This window comes from Streptomyces sp. NPDC091412, from assembly GCF_044756885.1.
Taxonomy (GTDB): Bacteria; Actinomycetota; Actinomycetes; order Streptomycetales; family Streptomycetaceae; genus Streptomyces.
This window is the reverse complement of the sequence record NZ_JBIVTV010000013.1, coordinates 24401-48098: the sequence shown is the minus strand read 5'-3', so window position 1 is coordinate 48098 and position 23698 is coordinate 24401. Positions and strand designations below refer to the sequence as shown.

Below are 23698 nucleotides of genomic sequence, written 5' to 3'. Positions count from 1 at the left end.
GACGCCGCACCGACCGGATCAGGACGTCAGGACGCCTGCCCCTGAGCCTGCTCCCGGGGCTGCGCCTGGTCCCGAGCCCGGTCGTCGGCGAGGTCCTCCTGGCCCGCGTTGGCCTCGAAGTTCGCCTTCATGCGGTCCACCCGCTCGGACACCCGCACCGACGCCCGGTCGCGCTCCTTGCGCAGGACGACGAAGCTGATCGGGGCCGAGATCACCAGGGCGAGCGTGACGATCCACAGCCCGTTGGAGCTGCCGAGGCCGCGCGGGGCGATACCGGAGTAGACGAGGCCCCAGACGACCACGAGGCAGCCCACGAAGATCCCGAGGCGCATCAGTGTGTAGCGGAGCATCTCAATCCACTCTTCCGTTCCGAAGGTTCCCAAAGGGGCACCGTCCAGTGAAGCACGCCGGACGCCGGATCACGCAAGGGGGTGCCAAGGACCGGTAAAGCCTCAGGTCAGCGGCAGAAGCATGATCACGTCGTCCCGGTCGTCGCCCGGCTCCACCCGGATGGCGCCGGGCACCCGCCCGACCTCCTTGTAGCCGCAGGAGGCGTAGAACCGCTCCAGGCCGAGCCCGCCCCGGCAGGTGAGCCGGATCGCGTCGATGCCCGGGAAGCCGCCGGCCGCGTCCGCGGCGGCCGCCAGCAGGTCCCGTCCGTAGCCCCGGCCCTGATGGCGCGGGTGCACCATCACCGTGTAGAGCCAGAGCCAGTGCGTCATCAGCCGGTGAGTGTTGAAGGTCAGGAAGGCGGTGGCGGCGACCCGGCCCTCCTCGTCGTGGCCGACCAGCAGCCGGGCACGGCCCTCGGTCAGCGCGAGGAACTGCTTGACCAGTTCCGGACGTATCTCCTCCCGCGTCGCGGGCGGCACGAAGCCGACCGCCCCGCCGGCGTTCGTGACATCGGTCCACAGGTCGAGGATGCCGTCGCGCAGAGCGGGGTCGACGGAAGGATCAAGAGTGAAAGTAAGGGGCATCGGGCGATGGTATCTATTACACCAGGGCGTGCGCAGCCACTTTCAGGTCGGAGACCAGCCCCCGGTACGCGGCCTCCCGGTCGTCCGCGCGCAGCACGGACGAGGGGTGCACGGTCGGCACCAGCCGCTCCCGGCGCCCGTGGATCTCCTCCTCCAGCACCGTCCCGCGCACTTCGGTCACCCGGAACGAGGAGCCCAGCAGGGCCTTCCCGGCCGTCGCGCCCAGGACCACGATCAGCTCGGGCTCCACGAGCCTGAGTTCGGCCGCCAGCCAGGGCCCGCACGCCGCCGTCTCGCGCAGGCTCGGCGCCTTGTGGATACGGCGCTTGCCGGGCCCGGACCGGGTGAACTTGAAGTGCTTGACCGCGTTGGTGACATACGTCTCGCCCGGGTCGATGCCCGCCTCGGCCAGCGCCCGGTCCAGCACCTTCCCGGCGGGCCCGACGAACGGCCGGCCCCGCCGGTCCTCCTGGTCCCCGGGCTGCTCGCCGACGAGCATGACCCGGGCGCCGGTGTCCCCGGCGCCGAACACGGTCTGCGTGGCGTCCCGGTGCAGCGGGCAGCCCCGGCAGCCCGCCGCCGCCTCGCGCAGGGCGGTCAGGTCCGCGCGCTCGGGCACGAAGGGCGCGGCGGTGTAGGCGTCCTCGGGCGCCTTCGCGGTGGCCATGCCGGACGGGTACCCGCCCGGCCGGCGACGTCACGGGGTGCGCGGAACGCGCGGGCTCACACCCGCATCGGCTGCGGCGACTCGCGGCGCGCCGGGTCCGGGCCCTCGTACTCCCGGATGATCTCGTAGCGCGTGTTGCGCTCCACCGGGCGGAAGCCGGCGTCGCGGATCAGGTCCAGCAGGTCCTCGCGGGTCAGCTTGTTCGGGGTGCCGTAGTTGTCCGCGTCGTGCGTGATCTTGTACTCGACCACCGAGCCGTCCATGTCGTCCGCGCCGTGCTGGAGGGCGAGCTGCGCGGTCTGCACGCCGTGCATCACCCAGAACACCTTGACGTGCGGGACGTTGTCGAAGAGCAGCCGCGAGACGGCGAAGGTCTTCAGCGCCTCCGCGCCGGTCGCCATGGTGGTACGGGCCTGGAGGCGGTTGCGGACCTTGCCGTCCTGCACGTCGACGAAGTCGTGCTGGTAGCGCAGCGGGATGAAGACCTGGAACCCGCCGGTCTCGTCCTGGAGTTCACGCAGCCGCAGCACGTGGTCCACGCGGTGGCGGGGCTCCTCGATGTGCCCGTAGAGCATGGTGCACGGGGTCTTCAGGCCCTTCTCGTGCGCCAGCCGGTGGATGCGCGACCAGTCCTCCCAGTGGGTGCGGTGGTCGACGATGTGCTGCCGGACCTCCCAGTCGAAGATCTCCGCGCCGCCGCCGGTCAGGGACTCCAGACCGGCGTCGATCAGCTCGTCGAGGATCTCGGAGGCGGACAGCCCGGAGATCGTCTCGAAGTGGTGGATCTCGGTGGCCGTGAACGCCTTCAGCGACACGTCCGGCAGCGCGGCCTTCAACTCGCGCAGGGAACGCGGGTAGTAGCGCCACGGCAGGTTCGGGTGCAGGCCGTTGACGATGTGCAGCTCGGTGAGGTTCTCCGACTCCATCGCCTTGGCCAGCTTCACGGCCTCCTCGATGCGCATCGTGTACGCGTCCTTCTCGCCCGGCTTGCGCTGGAAGGAGCAGTACGCGCAGGACGCGGTGCACACGTTCGTCATGTTGAGGTGCCGGTTGACGTTGAAGTGCACCACGTCGCCGTTCTTGCGGGTGCGCACCTCGTGGGCGAGACCGCCGAGCCACGCCAGGTCGTCCGACTCGTACAGCGCGATGCCGTCCTCACGGGTCAGGCGGACGCCCGCCCTCACCTTCTCCTCCAGCTCGCGCTTGAGCCCGACGTCCATGCCTCTACCTCTTTCCTGAAGACTGCGACCACCGTACTCCCCCACCCTCCGGGCGGGGGTGCCCCCAAACGGCGCTCCGCGCCTGGAGGATCAGACCTCCTCGGGCAGCTCACCCACCCGGTTCTCCCACTTCGTGGACAGCACGATGGTGGTACGGGTCCGGGAGACGCCCTTGGTCCCGGACAGCCGCCGGATGATGCTCTCCAGTCCGTCGACGTCCGAGGCGCGGACCTTGAGCATGAAGGAGTCGTCGCCGGCGATGAACCAGCAGTCCTCGATCTCGGAGAGGTCCTTCAGCCGCTGCGCCACGTCCTCGTGGTCGGCGGCGTCGGAGAGCGAGATGCCGATCAGGGCGGTGACCCCGAGACCGAGCGAGGCGGCGTCCACGGTGGCGCGGTAGCCGGTGATGACACCGGCGGCCTCCAGCCGGTTGATGCGGTCGGTGACGCTCGGTCCCGACAGGCCGACGAGGCGCCCCAGCTCCGCATATGAGGCCCGGCCGTTCTCCCTCAGGGCCTGGATGAGCTGCCTGTCCACCGCGTCCATGCGATCGAAGCCTTCCACTGAAGAGATCCGACGAGAGATCTGAAGAAAGTTCCTGAAGTGTCGAGTGGTGCTGGTACTGCTGGAGAGCGCCGCCCGACGCTCACGCGGGCCGGGAGCCGCCCAGTTCGCCCTCCCAGCGACGGTAGAGACGGTGGGGCACACCCACCGCGTCCAGGGCCCGGCCGGCGACGAAGTCCACGAGGTGCTGGATGTGCGTCGCCCCGGCGTAGAAGGCGGGCGAGGCGGGCAGGACGGTGGCGCCCGCGTCGTCCAGTGCCACCAGGTGCCGCAGCGTCTGGCCGTTCAGCGGGGTCTCCCGTACGGCCACGACCAGCGGCCTGCCCTCCTTGAGGGTCACGCTCGCCGCCCGTTGCAGCAGATCCTTGGACAGCCCGAGGGCGACCCCCGCCACACAGGCCGTCGAGGCGGGCACGATCAGCATGCCCTTCGCCGGGTATGACCCCGAGGACGGACCGGCCGCCAGGTCACCGGCGCTCCAGTGCCGCACCCCGGTGATGTCCACGTCGAACGTGCCGGGCTTGCCGTCGGCGCCGAGGGACAGCCATTCACGCAGGTCGTCCCCCCAGTGAGCGTCCCGGAACGAGATGCCGGTCTCGTCGAGCAGGGTGAGCCGCGAGGCCCGGCTGACCACCAGGTCGACGCTCTGTCCGGCGTCGAGCAGCGCACGCAGCACAGCGGCCGCATACGGCGTGCCGGACGCTCCGGACACCCCCACGATCCAAGGCGCGCGCCGCGTTTCTCCTGGCTTCATGTGTGGAGCCTATCCGTCAGTGCTCATGATCCGAACCGCGAGGGATCAGACCGTGAGACCGCGCACCAGCAGATCCAGCAGCGCGCACACAAAAAGGGCGATACCGATGAACCCGTTGACGCTGAAGAACGCCCGGTTGAGGCGGGACAGGTCGTGCGGGCGGACGATCGTGTGCTCGTAGACGAAGGCGCCCGCGACGACGATCAGGCCCAGCCAGAAGAAGGCGCCGGCGCCGGTGGCGACCGCGTACCAGACGAACAGCGCGGTGGTGACGAAGTGGCAGGCCCGCGCTCCCCGGATGGCGGCGGGGACGCCGAAGCGGGCCGGGACCGACTTCACGCCGATCTCGCGGTCGGTCTCCACGTCCTGGCAGGCGTAGATGAGGTCGAAGCCGCCGATCCAGATGCCGACGGCCAGGCCCAGGATCACCGCCTCCCAGGACCAGCTGCCGGAGATCGCCAGCCAGCCGCCGATCGGGCCCATCGCCTGGGCCAGGCCCAGGATGGCCTGCGGGAAGTTCGTGAACCGCTTGCCGTAGGGGTAGACCACCATCGGGATCACCGCGATGGGGGCGAGGGCCAGGCAGAGCGGGTTGAGCAGGGCCGCGGCCGCCAGGAACACGACGAGCGCGACGAGCGCGCCCGTCCAGGCGTGCCGCACCGACATCGCGCCGGTCACCAGCTCGCGCTGCGCGGTACGCGGGTTACGGGCGTCGATCTCCCGGTCGATGATCCGGTTGACGGCCATCGCGAACGTACGCAGCCCCACCATCGCCACGGTGACGAGCAGCAGCCTGCCCCAGTGGATGGTCCTGTCCCAGTCGTACATCGCGGTCAGGGAGGCGATGTAGGCGAAGGGCAGCGCGAAGATCGAGTGCTCGATCATCACCAGGCGCAGGAAGGCCTTGGTGCGTCCCGGCTGAGGGATCGCGGCGGACGCCGAGCTCACAGGCCGTACTCCTTCCAACGGCGGTCCACCAGGGCGGCCGTGTCGGGGTCCGAGAGGACCATCTCCGGCCACCCGCCGTCCCGCGTGTAGCCCTCCTCGGGCAGCTTCTTCGTCGCGTCGATGCCCGCCTTGCCGCCCCAGAACTGCTGGTAGGAGGCGTGGTCGAGATGGTCGACGGGGCCTTCCACGACCGTGAGGTCGCGGGCGTAGTCCGTGTTGCCGAGGGCCCGCCAGGCGACCTCGTGCAGATCGTGCACGTCGCAGTCGGAGTCGACGACCACGATCAGCTTGGTCAGCGACATCATGTGTGCCCCCCAGATGGCGTGCATCACCTTCTGGGCGTGCTTGGGGTACTTCTTGTCGATCGAGACGATCGCGCAGTTGTGGAAGCCGCCCGCCTCGGGCAGGTGGTAGTCCACGATGTCCGGGACGATGATCTTCAGCAGGGGCAGGAAGAAACGCTCGGTGGCACGGCCGAGCGGCCCGTCCTCCGTCGGGGGGCGGCCCACGACGATCGACTGGAGCAGGGGCCGTTTGCGCATCGTCACGCAGTCGATGGTCAGCGCCGGGAAGGGCTCCTGCGGGGTGTAGAAGCCGGTGTGGTCGCCGAACGGCCCCTCGGGCAGCATCTCGCCGGGCTCCAGCCAGCCCTCCAGGACGACCTCGGCGTTCGCCGGGACCTGGAGCGGGACGGTCTTGCAGTCGACCATCTCGATCCGCCTGCCCGCGATGAACCCGGCGAACAGGTACTCGTCGATGTCGCCGGGGAGGGGCGCGGTCGACGCGTACGTCACGGCCGGGGGGCAGCCGAAGGCGATCGCCACCGGCAGCCGCTCCCCGCGCCGGGCGGCGACCTGGTAGTGGTTGCGGCTGTCCTTGTGGATCTGCCAGTGCATGCCGATGGTGCGCTTGTCGTGGCGCTGGAGGCGGTACAGCCCGAGGTTGCGGACGCCGCTCTCCGGGTCCTTGGTGTGGGTGAGTCCCAGGTTGAAGAAGGAGCCGCCGTCCTGGGGCCAGGTGAAGAGGGCCGGCAGGGTGTCGAGGTCCACGTCGTCGCCGCGCAGGACCACTTCCTGCACGGGGGCGTTGTCGGACTTCACCTTCTTCGGCGGTACGTGCGTCATCGCGCCGAGCTTGCCGAACGCCTCGCGCACGCCCACGAAGCCGTGCGGCAGCTCTGGCCGCAGCAGCCCGCCGATCCTGTCGGAGATCTCGCCGTACGACTTCAGGCCGAGGGCCTTCAGCAGCCGCCGGTCGGTCCCGAAGACGTTCATGGCCAGGGGCATCGCGGAGCCACGCACGTTCTCGAAGAGCAGTGCGGGGCCGCCCGACTTCTGTACCCGGTCGACGATCTCACCGACCTCCAGATACGGGTCGACCTCGGCCTTGATGCGCTTGAGGTCTCCCTCGCGCTCCAGCGCCCTGAGCAGGGAACGAAGATCGTCGTACGCCATGGGGTCCAGTATCCCCGAGCGGCTACCCTGGCCCCGTCACGGGGCCGGTGCAGGGCCCCTCCACCGCTTCCCAGGGGGCTTTCCGACATGCTCAGGGTGCTGCTGTACTACGTCGTGCCGCTGGCACTGATGATCTTCGCGTTCATCGACTGCCTGAACACGCCCGAGGACGAGGCGAAGCACCTTCCCAAGGTCGCCTGGGTCTTCATCATCCTGCTCTTCCCGATCGTCGGCTCGATCGCCTGGCTCGCCGCGGGCAAGGACCGCCGTCCTCCGGCGAACGGCCGCACGCCCTCGGAGTGGCACCGCAACCAGCGGCTCGACTACGTCGCCCCGGACGACAACCCCGCCTTCCTGAAGTCCCTCGCCGAGGAGAACAAGAAGGACGAGGACCTGCTGAAGAACTGGGAGGCCGATCTGCGCCGCCGCGAGGAGGAACTGCGCCGCAAGGAGAACGGCGAGGAGCCGAAGAGCACCTGAGCCGCCACCGGGGCGACGAGCCGCCCCTGTTCGCCAACTCTCCACATCCGCCACACAGTTGACGTTCGATACCGGCTTGCACCCAGGACACGGTACGGAGTTGATGATCCTCACTCAGTAACGGGGCACCAGCCGTACTCCAGGGGGACCGATGGACAGAGCCGAACCGCCGGGGCACTTCGACATCCCGCCCCCGTCGGCCTCCCGCACCGCCGCCGCCATTCCCCCAGCCCTTGTCCCGATCACCCGGCACCCACCATGCGACCGTACGCACGACGCCCGAACAGCCGCACCCCCTTCCGATGCGATCACCCCAAGCAGGTGACCGGGGCGGCCGCGCGCGGGGTCAGGACGGCGGTGCGGGCGCGGCTCTCCAGTGCCGTGACCGGAACGGTTCGCCGGGCGTCACGAGCCGGTGAACCTCTCCGGTCACAGCACTAGCGCAGCCGGGACGACGACAGGATCGACAGCAGGTGGGCCGGGACCATCACCCAGGTGATGGCGGCGAGGGCGATCAGCGCCCAGCGGGTGACGTCGGCGCCGCCGGTGACGGTGTCGCCGATGGCCGCGGCCAGCAGGAGGAGGGACGCCTCGATGCCGTTGGTCACCCGGTGGATCTTGAACGCGGCGGCCAGCCGGCGCACGGTGGCCACGCCCTGCGAGCGCGGCCGGGTCGACTCGTCGTCGGCGACGGCCAGCCCGCGCCGGGCCCGGGCCACGTCGACCAGGTCGGTGGAGGCCTTCAGCAGGACCACGCCGAGGGCGGTCGCCAGGCCCAGCGACACCCAGCCGCCGAAGCCGGACCGGGCCGCGTGGAAGCCGGCGCCCACCATCAGGGCGGCGTCCGCGAGGTAGGCGCCGAGCCGGTCGACGTAGATGCCGGCCGCGCTGTTCTGGCCCTTCCAGCGGGCGACCTCGCCGTCCACGCAGTCGAAGAGGAGGAACAGCTGCATCAGCACGACGGCCAGGACGGCCCCGGTCAGGCCCGGGATCAGCAGCGCGGCGCCGGAGGCCGTCCCGCACACCACCATGGTCCAGGTCAGCTGGTCCGGGGTCACCGGGGTACGCACCAGCTGCCGGGTGAACCGCAGCGAGATCCTCCGCATGTACAGGCGGCCCGCCCAGTGCTCGCCGTTGCGGCTCGCCAGTTTCGCCTGCGGCTGGCAGACGTCCCGCAGCTCCTCCAGAACCGGAGCAGCGACCATGACCGTTCCCTCCCACCCACCGGGGCCAACTGCCGCGCGTGCGGCGATGATCGAGTCAGGGTACAGAGTGCGGCGCGCGGTTGCCGGGGGCGGGCGCCGGCCGTTGCCGTACGACGCGCGCGTCAGCACAGTGAGAGCATGGATCAGGAACAGGCACGCTCATGGCTCGCCACCGCCCTTGCCGAGGCCCGCGCCGGGCTGGCGGAAGGGGGCATCCCCATCGGAGCCGCGCTCTACGGTGCCGACGGCACCCTGCTCGGCCGCGGCCGCAACCGTCGCGTCCAGGACGACGATCCCTCGACGCACGCAGAGACGGCCGCGTTCCGCGCCGCGGGACGGCAGCGCTCGTACCGCGGTACGACGATGGTGACGACCCTCTCGCCCTGCTGGTACTGCAGCGGCCTGGTCCGTCAGTTCGGCATCTCGCGGGTGGTGGTCGGTGAGGCGGCCACGTTCACGGGCGGGCACGGCTGGCTCGCGGAGCACGGTGTGGAGATCGTGGTCCTGGACGACGCGGAGTGCGTCGCGTTGATGCGGGACTTCACCGGGAGGCATCCGAATCTGTGGAGCGAGGACATTGGCGCGTAACCACTTCGATCAGACGTTCGAAGCGGGCTCGCCAGCGCGGCTCCGACTCCGTCTCGCCCCGGAACTCGTGGGTGAAGCGGAGCACGGAGCCGTCCGCGCCGTCGCGCTCCAGGTGGAAGCGGATGCGGCCGCCGCCCTCCACGGTGTACTCGGCGACCCGGTCCACGTCCCATGCGGTGATCCGCCCGCTGCCGAGACCGCGCAGGCTCACCGCGCCGCCGAGCCGGGGTTCCAGCTCGTCGGCGCCGGTGAACCAGCGCGCGAGGCCCTCCGGTGTGGTCAGCTCCGGCCAGACCTGCTCCATGGGTCTGGGGAGCCGTACCAGGAAGGTGAGGAGGTGCGTGTTCCCGTGGATCCGGCTGGTGCCCTGTTCGATGGAACCGGTCATGACACCAGTGTCGCCGAGGGGCCGGTCAGACGCCCGAGTACGAGTGCTTGCCGCTGACGAAGATGTTCACGCCGTAGTAGTTGAAGAGCCAGCAGCCGAACGCGATCAACGCGATGTAGGCGGCCTTGCGGCCCTTCCAGCCGGCCGTGGAGCGGGCGTGCAGGTAGCAGGCGTAGGCGACCCAGGTGATGAAGGACCAGGTCTCCTTGGGGTCCCAGCCCCAGTAGCGGCCCCAGGCGGACTCGGCCCAGATCGCGCCCGCGATGATCGTGAACGTCCACAGCGGGAAGACGGCGGCGTTGATGCGGTAGGAGAACTTGTCCAGGGACGCCGAGGCCGGCAGCCGCTCCAGGACGGAGGTCGCGAAGCGGCCGGGCTTCCCGCCGGAGGCGAGCTTGTTCTCGTAGGAGTCCTTGAACAGGTACAGCAGGGTGCCGACCGCGCCGACGTAGAAGACCGCGCCGCAGAAGATCGCGGTGGAGACGTGGATGTACAGCCAGTACGAGTGCAGGGCCGGGACCAGCTGGTCGCTCGCCGTGTAGAGCACGGTGACCGCGAGGCCGAGGTCGAGCAGGACGGTGGTGGTCAGGAACAGGCCGAGCCAGCGCACGTTCTTCTTCAGCGCGAGCAGCAGCAGGTAGACGCCGACCGCGACCGTGGAGAAGGTGATGTTGAACTCGTACATGTTGCCCCACGGCGCCCGCTGCACGGAAGCCGCGCGGGCGATCACGCCACCGAGCGCGAGGAGGAAGCCGAGGACGCTGAGGGACACCGCGATCCGGCCGTACAGGTCGCCCTTCTCGTCCCCGCCGTGCGCGCCGGGCCCGTCGGGCACGTCGCGGGCGCCGGCGGCGGACCGTACGACGACCTTGGGGCGCTCCAGCACGGCGGTGCCCCCGGCGGACTTCACCGCCACGGCCGGGCCCTGCGCCGTGGCCGCGCCGTCCTTGGCGGTCAGCGCGGCGGCCGTGCGGGCCACCTTGCTGCGGCTGCCGAAGAGCCATTCGGTGATGTACGCGAAGAAGGCCAGGGTGTAGACGGCCATCGCGGAGTAGATCAGCGTGTTGCTGATGTTGGCCAGGCTTTCGTTGGTCGCCGTGGCTAGCTCGGTCGCGGCGGCGAGAGTCATTTCTCCTCAGCCCCTTCGGCGGGTACGGGGGTGCCGGCGTCCGGCTCCCGGTCGGGGTCGGCGTCGGCCTGTGCGGGCGCCTTGTCGTGGACGAGGGCGGCCAGGTCGCCGAGCTCCTCGGGGAGTTTCGCGGACTCGCTGCGGCCCAGGCCCGCCATCTCGACGACGGTCACGCCGTCGGCGCCCCGCACGGCCCGCACCCAGACGCGGCGGCGCTGGATGAACAGGGAGCCGGCCAGTCCGGCGATGGCGGCGAGCGCGCCGGTGAGCGCCCAGCCGGTGCCGGGCTGCTGCACGATCTGGAAGCCGGCCCACTCCTTGATGTCCTTGTCGAAGGTGATGGAGCCGGCGCCGTTCGGCAGCGTCATGGTCTCGCCGGGCAGCAGCCGGGCGGCGATGGGGTTGCCCTTGGCGTCCTTGAACTGCTTGAGGTTCGGGTTCTTGGTGTCGAGCTGGTAGACGTTCTGCGGGACGCCCGCGTCGACGCCCAGGTCGCCGTGGTAGCCGGTCAGCGCGAGGACGGGGAAGTCCAGCGCCGGGAACTGGGAGAACATCGTGCCCTTGCCGGCACCGGCGAAGGTCGGCACGAAGAACGCGGAGAAGCCGAGCTGCTCGGTCTTGCCCTGGGCGTTCTTGTAGCCGTCGAACACCTTGATCGCGCCCTGCGAGGTGACGTTGGAGTCGACCGGCAGCAGCGGCACGGCCTGGCGGTAGACCACCTGGCCCTTGCCGTCCCGGACGGTGACGGTGGGGGCGTAGCCGTGGCTGACGAGGTAGACCCGGGCGTCGTCGACGCTCAGCGGGTGGTTGGGCGAGATGCTCGCCTTCCGCTCCTTGCCGTGGGCGCCCAGGCTGTAGGTGATGTCCGCCCGGTACACGCGCGGCGTGCCCTTCTGCGGGCCGGTGCGCTCGTAGGTGCCGGTGAACTTCTTCAGGTTGAAGCTGAAGGGCACCAGGTCGTCGTCGTTGAAGAGGTTGCCGGACTTGAAGTCGTCGTACTGGGTGAGGGTGTTGGCGAAGCCGTCGCCCTCGACGATCAGCTTGTTGCCCTCGGTCTTGTACAACTGGCCGCAGGCGAAGGCGATCAGCATCACGATCAGCGCGATGTGGAAGACGAGGTTGCCGGCCTCGCGCAGGTAGCCCTTCTCGGCGGCGACGGCGTCACCGTCGTGGAGGGCGCGGAAGCGGCGCTGCTTGAGGATCTTCAGCGCGGCCCCGCGGACCTCCTCGGGGGCGGCGGCGGTGCGCCAGGTGGTGTACGCGGGCAGCCGGTCCAGCCGCTTGGGGGCGCCCGGCGGGCGGCCGCGCAGCTGGCCCACGAACTGCCAGGTGCGCGGCACGATGCAGCCGATGAGGGAGACGAACAGCAGGATGTAGATCGCGGAGAACCACACCGAGCTGTAGACGTGGAACAGGCCGAGCTTGTCGTAGACGGGCGCGAGCGTCGTGTGCGCCTGCCGGAAGGCCTCGACCTTCAGCGCGTCGGTGCCGCTCTGCGGGATCAGCGAGCCGGGGACGGCGCCGAGGGAGAGCAGGAACAGCAGCATCAGCGCGACGCGCATGGAGGTGAGCTGCCGCCAGAACCAGCGGGCCCAGCCGACGGTCTCCCGCCAGGTCCAGGCGAGCCGGCCGGCCAGTCCGGGCGCCCGGTTGCCGCCGAAGGAGCCGGGGACGGACGTCTCGGTGGGGGCGGTGGACAGCTGGGACCCGGCGGCGCCGAGGTCCTCGTCGCCGGGCGGCACCACCACCGGGGTCTCGTCGTCCGTCGTACTGGTTGGCGTCTTGCTCATGAATCAGATCCCCACAGTGAAGCCGGTGGACCACGTCTGCATCTCCTGCACCAGCCGGTCCCAGGCGCCGGTCAGCAGCAGCACGCCGGTCACGATCATCATCGTGCCGCCGACGCGCATCACCCAGACATAGTGGCGCTTGACCCAGCCGAAGGCTCCCAGCGCCTTGCGGAAGGCGATCGCGGTGAGCACGAACGGGATGCCGAGGCCGGCGCAGTAGGCGACGGTCAGCAGGGCACCGCGCCCGGCGCTGGCCTGGGTCGAGGAGAGCGCCACCACGGAGGCGAGGGTCGGGCCGATGCACGGGGTCCAGCCGACTCCGAACAGGGCCCCGAGCACGGGTGCGCCCATCAGGCCCGTGGTGGGGCGCATGTGGAAGCGGAACTCACGCTGGGTCAGCCAGGGCATCAGGCCCATGAAGAAGACGCCCATGAGGATCATGAGCACGCCCAGCACCTTGGACAGGGTGCCCTTGTAGTCCTGGAGGGTCTGCCCGAAGAACCCGAACAGCGCCCCGCCGGAGACGAAGACCACGGTGAAGCCGAGGACGAAGAGGGCGGCGCCGACGGCCATCCGTCCGCGCCGGGCCTCGGCCAGGTCCGTGCCGGTGACCCCGGTCACATAGGAGAGGTAGCCGGGGACGAGCGGCAGGACGCAGGGGGAGAAGAACGAGACGAGTCCGCCGAGTACGGCGACGGGCAGCGCGAGCAGCAGGGCTCCGCTGAACACCGTCTGATTGGGATCAGTGGCTGCGGCCAGTAGCACGGCGGCTCACTTCTCCGCGACGACCGGGTCGAGCATCTTGCGCAGCTTGTCCTCGCTGAGCGCCTGGAGAGCGCGCGCGGCGATCTTCCCGTCCCGGTCGACGATGATCGTGGTGGGGATCATCTGCGGGTTCAGGGTGCCCTTCTGGAAGCGGAGCATGAGCTTGCCGGTCGGGTCGTACAGGCTCGGGTACGACACGTCGAACTGCTTCTCGAACGCGAGGGCCGGCTGGGTGCTGGTGTCGCGCGTGTTGATGCCGACGAACTGCACGCCCTTGCCGGCGGTGTCCTTGGCCACCTTCGCCAGGTTGGGCGCCTCGGCGCGGCACGGCGAGCACCAGGAGCCCCAGACGTTCAGGACGACGACCTTGCCCTTGTAGGCGCCCATGTCGAGCTGCTTGCCCTCGAGGGTCTTGCCGGACAGGTCGGGCGCGGGCTTGCGGTCGCCCTTCGGCACGGTCGCGATGCCGTCGGCGCCGGTGATGAAGTTGGTGTTGCCCGAGCCGCCGGAGGTGCCGCCGGAGCCGCAGGCGGACAGGGCGAGTGCCAGTGCGGCGCCCCCGGCGGCGAGCAGGGCGGCGCGGCCACGGACACGGCTCGAACGCGTGCGGCGCGGACGGGGCGTGCGGTTCGCCCGGTTCGAGCACTGGGGGGCACGACTGACGGCACTCATGTGAAAAGTTTCGCATGCCCCTTCCGGGGATCTTGCGCACCCCCCTCACGGCCGGAAAAGTGCATTTCAGGCCGCCTTCGAGGGGCCCTCCGTGCTCGGCGTGCCGGCGCTTCCGGCGTCCCCGAGGAACTCCTTCCAGTCACCGGCCGGCCGCTGCCCGACGTCGAGGGTGCGCAGCTTGGCCAGCACTTCCGGCTTCTGCACGTCCATCCAGTCGACGAACTGCCGGAAGGAGACCATGCGCACGTCGGCGCCCTTCTCCTTCTCCCGCGCGATGTGCTTGAAGGCCTCCTCGACGGAGTCCATGTAGATGCCGCCGTTCCACTGTTCGAAGTGGTTGCCTATGAAGTACGGCGCCCGGTTTGTCTCGTATGCCCGCCTGAAGCCCTGGATGTAGGCCTGCGTGGACTGCCTGCGCCAGCCCGGATGGTTGTGGGCGGGAGCGTTGGTGGAGTTGACGGACTGGTTCGCGAGCATGTTGTAGTCCATCGAGAGGACCTCGAACCGGCGTCCGGGGAACGGTATCTGCTGCAACGGCAGGTCCCAGATGCCCAGCCGCTTGTCCGGCCACACCTGGCGGCCGCCGGGCGAGGAGGCGTCGTAACGCCAGCCGAGCTCGCGGGCGGTGGGCAGCAGCTGGTTCTGGCCGAGCAGGCAGGGGGTGCGGCCGCCGACGAGTTCCTTGTCGTAGTCGAAGGGCAGGGCGGGCAGATCGGTCCAGCCGGTGTTGGTCCGCCACTCCTTCACGAATGCCTTGGCCTGGTCGATCTCGCTGCGCCACTGCTTGGGCGTCCAGCCCCCGACCGAGCCGTGGCCGGAGCAGAAGTGGCCGTTGAAGTGGGTGCCGATCTCGTGGCCCTCGAGCCAGGCGCGGCGGACGTTGGTGAGCGTGGCCTTGACGTGGTCGTCGGTCAGATAGCCGATGTCGGAGGCGCCGCGCGGGTTGTTCGGCGGGTCGTACAGGCGCTTCTTCGACTCCGGCAGCAGGTAGAGCCCGGAGAGGAAGAAGGTCATGTGCGCCTCGTGCTGCCTGGCCAGGTCCAGGAAGCGCGGGAACAGCCCGTTGCCGACCTCGCCGGCCCCGTCCCAGGAGAAGACGACGAACTGCGGCGGGGTCTCGCCCGGCTCCAGCGGGACCGGCGCAGCCGGCTGGTGCGGCTGCTTGCCGGTGAACGAGGTCGAGCCGTCGCCGATGAGGCGCGCGGGGGCTGTCGTACGCGCACGCGGGCTGGGCGTGCTCGCGCTGGGGGAGGCACCGGTGCGGCCCGGGTCCGAGGACTTGACGCTGCCGCAGCCCGTGAGCCCGACGGCGGCCGCGGCCCCCGCGCCGAGGCCGAGTAGTCCCCTTCGGGAGAAGGTGCGCATGAGATCCCCGATCCGTCACTGCCGCTGGTGGTCACTCACTCAGAGGCGGCGACGAACACGGGGGTTCCGCGAGTCGATATGAATTTCACAACAAACACAAAGGAAGGGTGCGGCAACGGGCGGGACCGTGCGGTCCCCGCCCGTGCCGCACCCTTCCTTACGCGCGCTTCGTTACGCGCCGAACGCCTTGCCCTGCCCCTTCACCGGCTTGGCGCCCGCGAGGAGATGGGCCGGCACCAGATCGCGGGCCGGCTCGGTGTAGCCGACGGAGACGATCCGGTCGCCCCGGTAGGTGAACGTCGTCAGCGAGGCGAGCGTGCACTGCCGCTTGCGCGGGTCGTGCCACAGCCGCCGCCGCTCCACGTAGGAGCGCACGATCCAGATCGGCAGCTGGTGGCTGACGAGTACCGCCTCGTGTCCGCGCGCCTCGTCCTTCGCCGCGTTCAGCGCGCCCATCATGCGCACCACCTGGTCGATGTACGGCTCGCCCCAGGACGGCTTGAACGGGTTGACCACGTGCTTCCAGTTGGCGGGCCGGCGCAGCGCGCCGTCGCCCACACCGAAGGTCTTGCCCTGGAAGACGTTGGCCGCCTCGATCAGCCGCTCGTCGGTGGCGAGGTCGAGTCCGTGCGCCTTCGCTATCGGCGTCGCCGTCTCCTGCGCCCGCTCCAGCGGGGAGGCGACGACATAGGTGATGTCGCGGGGGGCGAGGTGCTCGGCGACCCGCTCGGCCATCTTCCGTCCGAGCTCGGACAGGTGGTAGCCGGGCAGCCGCCCGTACAGGATCCCGTCCGGGTTCTCGACCTCGCCGTGCCGCATGAGGTGGACGACGGTGATGTCGTCCCGGCCGTTCTTGTCGGGGGTGTCGCTCATGCCGTCGCCTCCGCCGCCGCACGGGCCGCCGCCGGAAGGGCGTCGGCGATCCGCTGGAGTGCCGTCTCGTCGTGCGCGGTGGAGACGAACCAGGACTCGAAGGACGAGGGCGGCAGGTAGACGCCGTTCGCCAGCATCGCGTGGAAGAACGCGGTGAAGCGGTACGACTCCTGCGCCTTGGCGTCCTCGTAGTCGCGCACCGGGCGGTCCGTGAAGAACACGGAGAACATGTTGGAGGCGTTCTGCAGGGTGTGCGCCACGCCCTCCTTGGTCAGCGCCTCGGAGACCATGGCCTGGATCTGCTGCGAGACGGAGTCGACCTTGGTGTACGCCGCGTCGTCGAGCAGGCGAAGCTGGGCGAGCCCGGCGGCGGTGGCGATGGGGTTCCCGGAGAGGGTGCCGGCCTGGTAGACGGGCCCGGCGGGGGCGAGGTGCGCCATGACGTCGGCGCGCCCGCCGAACGCGGCGGCCGGGAATCCGCCGCCCATCACCTTTCCGAAGGTCATCAGGTCGGGCTCGACCCCGTCGACGCCGTACCACCCGGCCCGGCTGGTGCGGAAGCCCGTCATGACCTCGTCGGAGATGTACAGGGCGCCGTTCTCGCCGCAGAGGTCCTTGAGTCCCTGGTTGAACATGGGCAGCGGCGGCACCACGCCCATGTTGCCCGGCGAGGCCTCGGTGATCACACAGGCGATCTCGCCCGGGTGCGCGGCGAAGGCGGCGCGCACGGCGTCGAGGTCGTTGTACGGCAGCACGATCGTGTCGCCGGCCTGGGCGCCGGTGACACCGGGGGTGTCGGGCAGGGCGAAGGTGGCGACCCCCGACCCGGCCGCGGCGAGGAGGGAGTCGACGTGCCCGTGGTAGCACCCGGCGAACTTGATCACCTTGGACCGCCGGGTGAACCCGCGGGCGAGCCGGATCGCGGACATGGTGGCTTCGGTGCCGCTGGAGACCAGCCGCACCCGCTCCAGCGGGCCGACCCGGTTCACCATCTCCTCGGCGAGGGCGACCTCGCCCTCACCGGGCGTCCCGAAGGACGTGCCGTGCGCGACCGCCTCCTGCACGGCGGCGATCACCTCGGGGTGCGCGTGCCCGAGGATCATCGGACCCCAGGAGCACACGAGGTCGACGTACTCCCGCCCGTCGGCGTCCTTCAGGTACGGACCGCTGCCGGAGACCATGAACCGGGGCGTGCCGCCCACGGCGCGGAAGGCGCGCACCGGCGAGTTCACGCCGCCGGGCGTGACGGCCGCCGCACGGTCGAACAGCGCCTGCGAGACAGGGGCTTCGTAGGGATATGGCAGTTCGCTCATGACCTGCGACTTCTCCGACTTCTCGGGGGTTCTCCGAATACGGTGGGCAGTGACCTGTTCAGGGTAGGCCAGTGACGGCGGCGGACCCGGGGCGGAGCGGCCGGGTCCGGCCGGATCCGGGTGCGCCGAGCGGCGGATTCGAGGATTCGGAGCGGCCCATCTGCGAAACTGGGCTCCGCGTACGTATGAACAAGCGAAGGGTCGTGTCGGGGACCGCCTGGATCCCGCGGGCAGAAGTTTCGGCGCACGTTTCGGCGGGCGGCCGCGGGGGAGGTCACTGACACGATGATCGGGTTGCGCGGCGGGGGCCACGCGTCCTAGAAAAGCAGTCGGGTGGAGATATGCATCGCGGTGGCGGACTGGGCGAGGGGACTGACGGCCTGGGTCCTCGACGTGCCCGGCGGGGAAGGCACCGGCGCGACGCTGAGGAAGCGAGCGAAGCCCGCCAGGCACGGGATGTACCGAGTGAGTCCGAGCGGACCGACCGGCGAGGCGAGGGCCGGTCCGAGCTGCTGGGAGCAGGGAGCAGGAATGGTGGTCGGGTGGGGGTGACGTACAAGTACTTCGGCGCGCCCGACGGCGCGACGGCGGCCCGCGTCCCGATCTCGATGCGCCCCGAGGAACTCGGCGGCGACGAGCTCGGCATGGGCGGCATGTTCACCAAGATCAAGCCGGAGACGATGGCCGCCATGGTGCTGACCGGCATCGAGGGCGTGCCCCTGCACAAGGTGCCGCCGCTCGAGCTGGTCGTCCTGCACCCCGACTACGCGGTGGTGAAACTCCCGACGACCGCGGTCGACCCCCTGCGCGACATCGGCGAGGAAGCGGTCGGCGCGGCCGCCTTCATCTGGTCCACGGTCCCGGACCGCGGCGGTCCGCGGGACGCGTTCAACGTGTACCAGCTGCTGCACGAGTGGCAGGACTTCAGCCACCGGCTGCATGAGGCGGGGCATCAGCCCTATTGCCTTGTGTGGCCCTGAGCCGGGGTTTCGCGGGGCTCGGGCGGACGCGTCCGGAGGGTACGCATGCAATCGGCGCGCGCAGCCGCGACCGGTCGCCCGGTCCGGACGCGGCTGCGCGCGCCGATGCCGTACTAAGTACTCCGCACTAGTGCTGTGGCCGGAACGGTTTGCCGGGAAGCTCGCGGCGTCCGGTGCTGGGGGCACCTCCCACGCCCTTCAGGCAGTGGGGGAACATCGCAAGGCGGAGCATTGCCCGCGTACGGGATGCACTCGGGTGATGCGACAACCCGGCGTGGGGGTACCCCCGGCCGAAGGCTGGGGGAGTGCCGCGCCGGGCGCCGCGAGCCGGTGAACCTGTCCGGTCACAGCACTAGGTGGCGGAGCCACGACGGTCGGAGCCGCGTCCGCCCGCGCCGGAAGAGCCACGGCCGCCCGTGCTGGAGGAGCCGCGTGTGGCTCCTCCGGGCGCCGGGCGGCGGCCCGGGACACGGGCCGAGTTGCCGGAGGCGGAGCCGGTCGCGGACCGGCGGTCGGAACCGCGGCCGCCCGTGCCGGCGGCACCACCCTTGGCCCCGCCGGATCCCGACCGGCCGGCGGCACCGGCCCCGCCTGATCCCGCTCGGCTCACCGCACCGGCCCCGCCTGAACCCGCTCGGCGGGCGGAACCGCGGCCGCCGGAGGCGGCCGTGCCGGCAGCCGTACCGGCCGCTGCCGCCCCGGCCGGGGCACGGCGGGTGCGGGCGCCCGGGTCGGTGGCGGCGCCGGTCGCCGGGCCGGTTCCGCCGCTGTTGCGGCGTCGGCGGCCGGAGCGCCGGCCGGGCTCGGTGCCGGTCTTGCGGGCCGGGCGGGACGCCGTCGGTGGCGTGGGCTGGGGTACCTCGATGGTGACGGCCACCCCGGAGGGCTCGCGGGCTCCGGTGAGGGTGGCGAGTTCCTCGTCGTTCGACTTGACGCTCGCCGTCCGGGGACGGATGCCCGCGTCCGACATGAGCCGGGTGACGTCCCGCCTCTGGTCGGGCAGGACCAGCGTGACCACGCTGCCGGAGCCGCCGGCGCGAGCCGTGCGGCCGCCCCGGTGGAGGTAGTCCTTGTGGTCGGTGGGGGGATCGACGTTCACCACGAGGTCGAGGTCGTCGACGTGTATGCCCCGGGCCGCGACGTTCGTCGCCACCAACGCGGTGACCTGGCCGTTCTTGAACTGTTCCAGGGTGCGGTTGCGCTGCGGCTGGGAGCGGCCCCCGTGCAGTGCCGCCGCGCGGACACCGACGGCGAGGAGACGCTTGGCGAGCCGGTCTGCGGACCTCTTGGTGTCGAGGAAGAGGATGACGCGGCCGTCACGCGCCGCGATGCGCGTGGTGACCGCCTTCTTGTCGGTCTCGTCCTGGACGTGGAGCACATGGTGCTCCATGGTGGTCACCGCTCCCGCGGACGGGTCCACGGAGTGCACCACCGGGTCGGTCAGGAACCGCTGCACCAGGCGGTCGATGTTGCGGTCCAGGGTGGCCGAGAAGAGCATGCGCTGTCCGTCGGGCCGCACCTGCTGGATCAGCTTGGTGATCTGCGGCAGGAAGCCCATGTCGGTCATCTGGTCGGCTTCGTCCAGCACCGTGATGCGTACGCCGTCGAGCACGCAGTCCCCGCGTTCCACGAGGTCGTTGAGCCTGCCGGGGGTCGCCACGAGTACCTCGGCGCCGCGCCGGAGCGCACCGGCCTGCTTGGTGATGGACAGCCCGCCGACCACCGTGGCCAGCCGGAGGTTCACCGCCGTCGCGTACGGGGTCAGCGCGTCCGCCACCTGCTGGGCGAGTTCACGGGTGGGCACCAGCACGAGGGCGAGGGGCGCCTTGGGCTCCGCGCGCAGTCCGGCCGTTCGGGCCAGGAGCGCCAGCCCGAACGCGAGGGTCTTGCCGGAGCCGGTACGACCCCGTCCCAGCAGGTCACGACCGGCGAGGGAGTTCGGGAGCGTGGCGGCCTGGATGGGGAAGGGCGCGGTCACGCCCTGCGCGGTGAGGGTTTTCAGCAGCCCCGCGGGCATGTCCAGACCGGCGAAGTCCTCGACGGGGGGAAGAGCGGGCGTCGTACTTTCCGGCAGCCGGAATTCCCTCGGCGACGACGGCGACGAGGACGACGGGCGGGACGAGGCGCGCCGGTTGTTCGGCTTCTGGGGTCTGCGGGACATGCGGTGGGTGGTCTGCCTTCCTGGAAACAGCACAAACCGGGGTCCGCACCATGTCGGTGCCGACCCCGGTGAGCAGATACGCGCCCGGCGATCAGGCGGGGACGATGTTCTCCGCCTGCGGGCCCTTCTGGCCCTGCGTGACGTCGAAGGAGACCCGCTGGCCCTCCTGGAGCTCACGGAAGCCCTGGGTCGCGATGTTCGAGTAGTGGGCGAAGACGTCGGGGCCGCCGCCGTCCTGCTGGATGAAGCCGAAACCCTTTTCGGCGTTGAACCACTTCACGGTTCCCTGTGCCATGACTTTCTCCTTCTGTAGGCAGAGGCCCCATCCGGAGATGCCGGAAAACAAATAATGCGCCTGTAGGAGAAACATTCCCGTCAGGCGCACATAGGTTCATGGGTACCACAACTGCAACGCCAAAACCGTAGCACAGTCCGGCGGACCCGTGCCGGATGGGCGAGCGCGCCATGGGAGTGCCGGGGTGTGATGCGGGCAGGAGACGGTTGACGGATCCGGGTGTGCGCCCCCTTGTGACGCCGCGCGCCCGCCCGTGAACCGATGATTCGCCCAAGGCACAACCGGTAAAGCTCCGGGATACGCATGACCCGTGTACCGGGCGCATGCGCTTCGTACGCTGGTTCACAGGTGGGCGCCGTCCGGTACGACGGCCGCACGCGGGGGAAGGGACGGGGCAGTGGTCAACGGGGAGATGACGGGCGCGTCGCCCTTGGGGCGGGTACGCGTTCTGTCGGCGCGCGGGTCCGTGCACGGGGCCGGGGTTCTGGTACGGCCGGGCACCGTGCTGACCTGCGCGCACGTGGTGACGTCGGCCCTCGGGGCGGCCGGCGGGCAAGCCGGGGGCGCGCCTCGGGGGTCCGTCGTCGTGGACGTTCCGGGGCGGCCGGACGCCGAGGCCGGTGAGGCCGCCGTCGTGCCGGACGGCTGGTTTCCCGGTCCGCTGGCCGGCGGGTCGGACGGGGATCTCGCCGTTCTGAGCACGGACTGGTCGCCACCCGCCGACGTGCTTCCGGCGCGGCTCGGCCCGTGCGGGGAGCCCGACCAGCGCGAGGTCGGCGTGTACGGCCACCCGGCCGGGGCGCCCGACGGCCTGTGGTCCTCCGCCCGTCTGACCGGGCGCGGCGGGCCGCACCGGGACTGGGTCCAGCTGGAGGGACTCGGCACGACGGGCGTCCCGGTGGAACGCGGGTTCAGCGGAGCCGGCGTATGGGATCCGGCGGCGCGGCGGGTCGTCGGCCTGGTCACCGCCGCCTACACCGACCGGCAGGCCAAGGTGGCCTGGATGCTCCCGCTGGAGTCGGCGGCCCGCCTGTGGCCGGCGCTCGCCCCGGCCCTCGTGCCGCCCCGGTCGCGCGCACCGCGGAGGTCCCCCGAACCGCCGTCCGACAAGAGCCAGTTCGCCCTGGCCGACGCCCTGCTGAACGTGCCTCAGGTCGAGGACGACGACGCGGCGGCGCTGCGCCGCCTGCTGCCGGCCCCCATCCGCCGCGCCGTCCGCACCAGCCCGCGCCCCCGGCTCCAGCTCTTCTACGTCGTCCAGGCCTGCGCCGACCACCGCGACGGCAGGCAGGCCCTGGTCGACGCCCTGCGGCTGCTGGACGGCGACTCGGCGCCCGCGGGTACCGTGCTGGAACTCATCGACGAACTGTGGCCCACCACCGCGGGGGGTGAGGCTCCGTGACGCTCGCCCAGGGGGCCTGGGGGCCGCCCAAAGTGCTGCTCGACGCGCTGGACGCCGTCCCGTGCTTCGAGGAGTCCGGACTGCTGCAGGAGTGCGCCCGCCAGGTGGGCCGCGCGCTGGGGGTCACGATCGCCCTGCCCGACAGCAGCCGGCGGCGGTTCTCGCTGCTGATCCTGCTCAGGGAGGTGATGCCGTATCCGGACGGCATCCAGGTGCTGGGCAGCGTGGTCTCGACGCTGGAGGGCGAGACCCGGCACATGGGCCGGGTGCGCACCGCCATCGCGCTCGCGGAGGTGCCGCTCTTCCCGCCGCAGAGCTGGGAACGGCTGATGTCCCTGCTCAGCGGTCTGGAGGTGCTGGACGTCCCGGGCATCTTCCGGGAGGCCCTGGGGCGCCCGGATCCACTGCCGGTCCACTGCGCGGAGCCGTGGTCGGCGGTGCTGCACGCGGCGACGTTCAACGCCCGCCCCGGCGAACCGCTGCCCTGCGTCCTGCTGGTCGAGCACCTCGCGCACTACGCCAAGGGCCAGCAGCAGCAGGACCTGTTCGACTGGGTGGAGGAACACCTGATCCGCCCCGACATGTATCCCGGTGCGCCGGCCGCGCACCCCGTCGGGGCCGGCGCGCAGACCACGGCCGCCTCCGCCGCCCCGGCCAGGGCGAGTGCCGCCGCGGTGCCCGTAGCCGCCCGGGTCGGCGGCGATCTGCCGGCCGGCGCGGGCAGCTCCCCCGTGGCCATGGACGTGACCACCCGCCCCGCCGGCGCGCCGGCCGCCGCCTCCGTCCCGCTGCCGGAGGACGACGCCGCGGACGCCGTCTGGGCGCCCGGCGCCTGCCTGCTGGTCCGGCTGCGCCCCCTGCCCGACCCCGATCACAGCGGGGAGCGGCTCCTGTCGTACTGGTGGCAGATCGACGGACCGGAGCCGTACCCGGTGCGCGGCGGGGACGTGCGCGTCGATCTGGCCGATCTGCCCGAGCGGGTGAAGACGCTGGTGGAGGAGGCGGAGACGGGCTGGGCCTACTTCTGGAAGGAGGACCTGACCCTGGAGTTCCTGCTGCCCAGGGACCTGCTGGACCTGCCGGTCGAGAGATGGGCGAAACAGGGCTTCCACGGCGCGGACGGCGCCCTCGGGGAGGACCACCCGGTGGTACTGCGCAGCCTCGAAAGGATGGAACGCGCGGACACGCATGGACGCTGGGCCAAACGCTGGGACGCCCTGGTGACCGCCTGCGGAGGGCCCGTGCACTGGTTCCCCGACGAGGGCCGCGCCCATCTGCTCACCGAGCCGCAGCCGGTGATGGTGGTCCTCAGTGATCCGCCCGGGGGCGGTGGCGACGGGGGCCCCGGGGTCGATGAGCTGGGTGAGTCCCTGCGGGCGGGTGTGCCGATCGTCGTCTGGGACCGGCGCGGGGGAGTCGATCCAGCCTTTCGGGACGAATTGCGGGAACTCTCCTCCCGCAAGGGCATACACCGACTACCCGACGCTCTCAGGTCGTTGCGCATAGAGGCCGGGGGCGAGGATCCTGCTGGGGGCGGCTCCTCTACGCTCGGTCGCCACGCAGCTTTGCTCTGGGACGACCCGTACCGCCTACCGAGCGGTCGGTCAGACGCGGCGGATTCATCCGCGCAGGGGGGAGGGTAGGACGAGATGCTTCCCGAGGACGGCGCATCCGGGGGGACGCGTCCGAACGGCGACCGGGTGGCGGG

24 protein-coding genes are annotated in these 23698 nt (G+C 71.0%); 5 read left to right on the top strand and 19 right to left on the bottom strand.

All coding sequences use genetic code 11. From position 1 onward, the window contains the following. Window positions 1-26 precede the first annotated feature (26 nt). The 8 genes from ACIQMV_RS26835 to ACIQMV_RS26800 all read right to left on the bottom strand — a co-directional run bounded on the left by ACIQMV_RS26835 (window position 27) and on the right by ACIQMV_RS26800 (window position 6584). Window positions 27-350, bottom strand: coding sequence for a DUF4229 domain-containing protein (locus ACIQMV_RS26835; RefSeq protein ID WP_402596022.1), 324 nt, complete (start codon window positions 348-350; stop codon window positions 27-29). 102 nt (window positions 351-452) lie between these two features. Next, on the bottom strand, window positions 453-977 hold the full coding sequence (locus tag ACIQMV_RS26830) for a GNAT family N-acetyltransferase (protein ID WP_401873879.1): 525 nt from the start codon (window positions 975-977) through the stop codon (window positions 453-455). 16 nt (window positions 978-993) lie between these two features. Next, complete coding sequence (locus ACIQMV_RS26825; RefSeq protein WP_402596021.1) at window positions 994-1644, bottom strand: UdgX family uracil-DNA binding protein; 651 nt, start codon at window positions 1642-1644, stop codon at window positions 994-996. A gap of 56 nt (window positions 1645-1700) precedes the next feature. Beyond that, window positions 1701-2864, bottom strand: coding sequence for an aminofutalosine synthase MqnE (gene mqnE / locus ACIQMV_RS26820; RefSeq protein WP_141359497.1), 1164 nt, complete (start codon window positions 2862-2864; stop codon window positions 1701-1703). Between the two features lie 90 nt (window positions 2865-2954). Further along, window positions 2955-3410 (bottom strand): Lrp/AsnC family transcriptional regulator, encoded by a 456-nt coding sequence (locus ACIQMV_RS26815; RefSeq protein ID WP_141366372.1) that lies wholly within the window; start codon window positions 3408-3410, stop codon window positions 2955-2957. Between the two features lie 100 nt (window positions 3411-3510). Then, complete coding sequence (locus tag ACIQMV_RS26810) at window positions 3511-4182, bottom strand: UbiX family flavin prenyltransferase (RefSeq protein ID WP_388482436.1); 672 nt, start codon at window positions 4180-4182, stop codon at window positions 3511-3513. A gap of 45 nt (window positions 4183-4227) precedes the next feature. Then, window positions 4228-5130, bottom strand: coding sequence for a menaquinone biosynthesis prenyltransferase MqnP (gene mqnP / locus ACIQMV_RS26805; RefSeq protein ID WP_141359499.1), 903 nt, complete (start codon window positions 5128-5130; stop codon window positions 4228-4230). Beyond that, a complete protein-coding gene (locus tag ACIQMV_RS26800; protein ID WP_402596020.1) occupies window positions 5127-6584 on the bottom strand; it encodes a menaquinone biosynthesis decarboxylase in 1458 nt (485 codons plus the stop codon). The genes mqnP and ACIQMV_RS26800 overlap by 4 nt, the downstream gene beginning before the upstream one ends. Window positions 6585-6671: 87 nt before the next feature. On the opposite strand from ACIQMV_RS26800, the gene ACIQMV_RS26795 reads away from it, so the two are divergent. Continuing rightward, window positions 6672-7064, top strand: coding sequence for a PLD nuclease N-terminal domain-containing protein (locus ACIQMV_RS26795; RefSeq protein WP_141359501.1), 393 nt, complete (start codon window positions 6672-6674; stop codon window positions 7062-7064). Window positions 7065-7501: 437 nt separating this feature from the next. Here the strand turns inward: ACIQMV_RS26795 and ACIQMV_RS26790 are convergent, their stop codons facing one another. Further along, complete coding sequence (locus tag ACIQMV_RS26790; protein ID WP_388482447.1) at window positions 7502-8269, bottom strand: CDP-alcohol phosphatidyltransferase family protein; 768 nt, start codon at window positions 8267-8269, stop codon at window positions 7502-7504. A 138-nt stretch (window positions 8270-8407) separates the two neighbouring features. On the opposite strand from ACIQMV_RS26790, the gene ACIQMV_RS26785 reads away from it, so the two are divergent. Next, window positions 8408-8857, top strand: a complete 450-nt coding sequence (locus tag ACIQMV_RS26785; RefSeq protein ID WP_402596019.1) for a nucleoside deaminase — start codon at window positions 8408-8410, stop codon at window positions 8855-8857. Here the strand turns inward: ACIQMV_RS26785 and ACIQMV_RS26780 are convergent. The 8 genes from ACIQMV_RS26780 to hemL form a co-directional block, all read right to left on the bottom strand. Then, window positions 8811-9245, bottom strand: coding sequence for an SRPBCC domain-containing protein (locus tag ACIQMV_RS26780; RefSeq protein WP_402596018.1), 435 nt, complete (start codon window positions 9243-9245; stop codon window positions 8811-8813). The genes ACIQMV_RS26785 and ACIQMV_RS26780 overlap by 47 nt on opposite strands. 25 nt (window positions 9246-9270) lie before the next feature. Continuing rightward, window positions 9271-10374 carry a c-type cytochrome biogenesis protein CcsB gene (gene ccsB / locus ACIQMV_RS26775; RefSeq protein WP_402596017.1) on the bottom strand — a complete coding sequence of 368 codons (1104 nt, stop codon included), beginning with the start codon at window positions 10372-10374 and terminating at the stop codon, window positions 9271-9273. Continuing rightward, window positions 10371-12164, bottom strand: coding sequence for a cytochrome c biogenesis protein ResB (locus ACIQMV_RS26770; RefSeq protein ID WP_402596016.1), 1794 nt, complete (start codon window positions 12162-12164; stop codon window positions 10371-10373). Before ACIQMV_RS26770 ends, ccsB begins: the two co-directional genes overlap by 4 nt. A gap of 3 nt (window positions 12165-12167) precedes the next feature. Then, the gene (locus ACIQMV_RS26765; protein ID WP_402596015.1) at window positions 12168-12929 is read right to left on the bottom strand and encodes a cytochrome c biogenesis CcdA family protein; all 762 of its coding nucleotides are present in this window, start codon (window positions 12927-12929) and stop codon (window positions 12168-12170) included. Window positions 12930-12935: 6 nt separating this feature from the next. Further along, window positions 12936-13601: a TlpA family protein disulfide reductase gene (locus ACIQMV_RS26760; RefSeq protein WP_401781942.1), complete on the bottom strand. Its 666-nt coding sequence runs from the start codon at window positions 13599-13601 to the stop codon at window positions 12936-12938. A 66-nt stretch (window positions 13602-13667) separates the two neighbouring features. Then, window positions 13668-14966: a hypothetical protein gene (locus ACIQMV_RS26755; RefSeq protein WP_402596014.1), complete on the bottom strand. Its 1299-nt coding sequence runs from the start codon at window positions 14964-14966 to the stop codon at window positions 13668-13670. A 171-nt stretch (window positions 14967-15137) separates the two neighbouring features. Next, window positions 15138-15839 carry a histidine phosphatase family protein gene (locus tag ACIQMV_RS26750; protein WP_402596013.1) on the bottom strand — a complete coding sequence of 234 codons (702 nt, stop codon included), beginning with the start codon at window positions 15837-15839 and terminating at the stop codon, window positions 15138-15140. Further along, on the bottom strand, window positions 15836-17152 hold the full coding sequence (hemL, locus tag ACIQMV_RS26745; RefSeq protein ID WP_402596012.1) for a glutamate-1-semialdehyde 2,1-aminomutase: 1317 nt from the start codon (window positions 17150-17152) through the stop codon (window positions 15836-15838). The genes ACIQMV_RS26750 and hemL overlap by 4 nt, the downstream gene beginning before the upstream one ends. A 341-nt stretch (window positions 17153-17493) precedes the next feature. On the opposite strand from hemL, the gene ACIQMV_RS26740 reads away from it, so the two are divergent. Next, window positions 17494-18132 carry a hypothetical protein gene (locus ACIQMV_RS26740; RefSeq protein WP_141359512.1) on the top strand — a complete coding sequence of 213 codons (639 nt, stop codon included), beginning with the start codon at window positions 17494-17496 and terminating at the stop codon, window positions 18130-18132. A 352-nt stretch (window positions 18133-18484) separates the two neighbouring features. Here the strand turns inward: ACIQMV_RS26740 and ACIQMV_RS26735 are convergent, their stop codons facing one another. After that, on the bottom strand, window positions 18485-20293 hold the full coding sequence (locus ACIQMV_RS26735) for a DEAD/DEAH box helicase (protein ID WP_402596011.1): 1809 nt from the start codon (window positions 20291-20293) through the stop codon (window positions 18485-18487). 91 nt (window positions 20294-20384) lie between these two features. Further along, complete coding sequence (locus ACIQMV_RS26730) at window positions 20385-20588, bottom strand: cold-shock protein (protein ID WP_023544341.1); 204 nt, start codon at window positions 20586-20588, stop codon at window positions 20385-20387. A gap of 412 nt (window positions 20589-21000) precedes the next feature. On the opposite strand from ACIQMV_RS26730, the gene ACIQMV_RS26725 reads away from it, so the two are divergent. Beyond that, window positions 21001-21990 (top strand): trypsin-like peptidase domain-containing protein, encoded by a 990-nt coding sequence (locus tag ACIQMV_RS26725; protein WP_402596112.1) that lies wholly within the window; start codon window positions 21001-21003, stop codon window positions 21988-21990. After that, window positions 21987-23633: a hypothetical protein gene (locus ACIQMV_RS26720; RefSeq protein WP_402596010.1), complete on the top strand. Its 1647-nt coding sequence runs from the start codon at window positions 21987-21989 to the stop codon at window positions 23631-23633. Before ACIQMV_RS26725 ends, ACIQMV_RS26720 begins: the two co-directional genes overlap by 4 nt. Window positions 23634-23698: the final 65 nt, after the last annotated feature.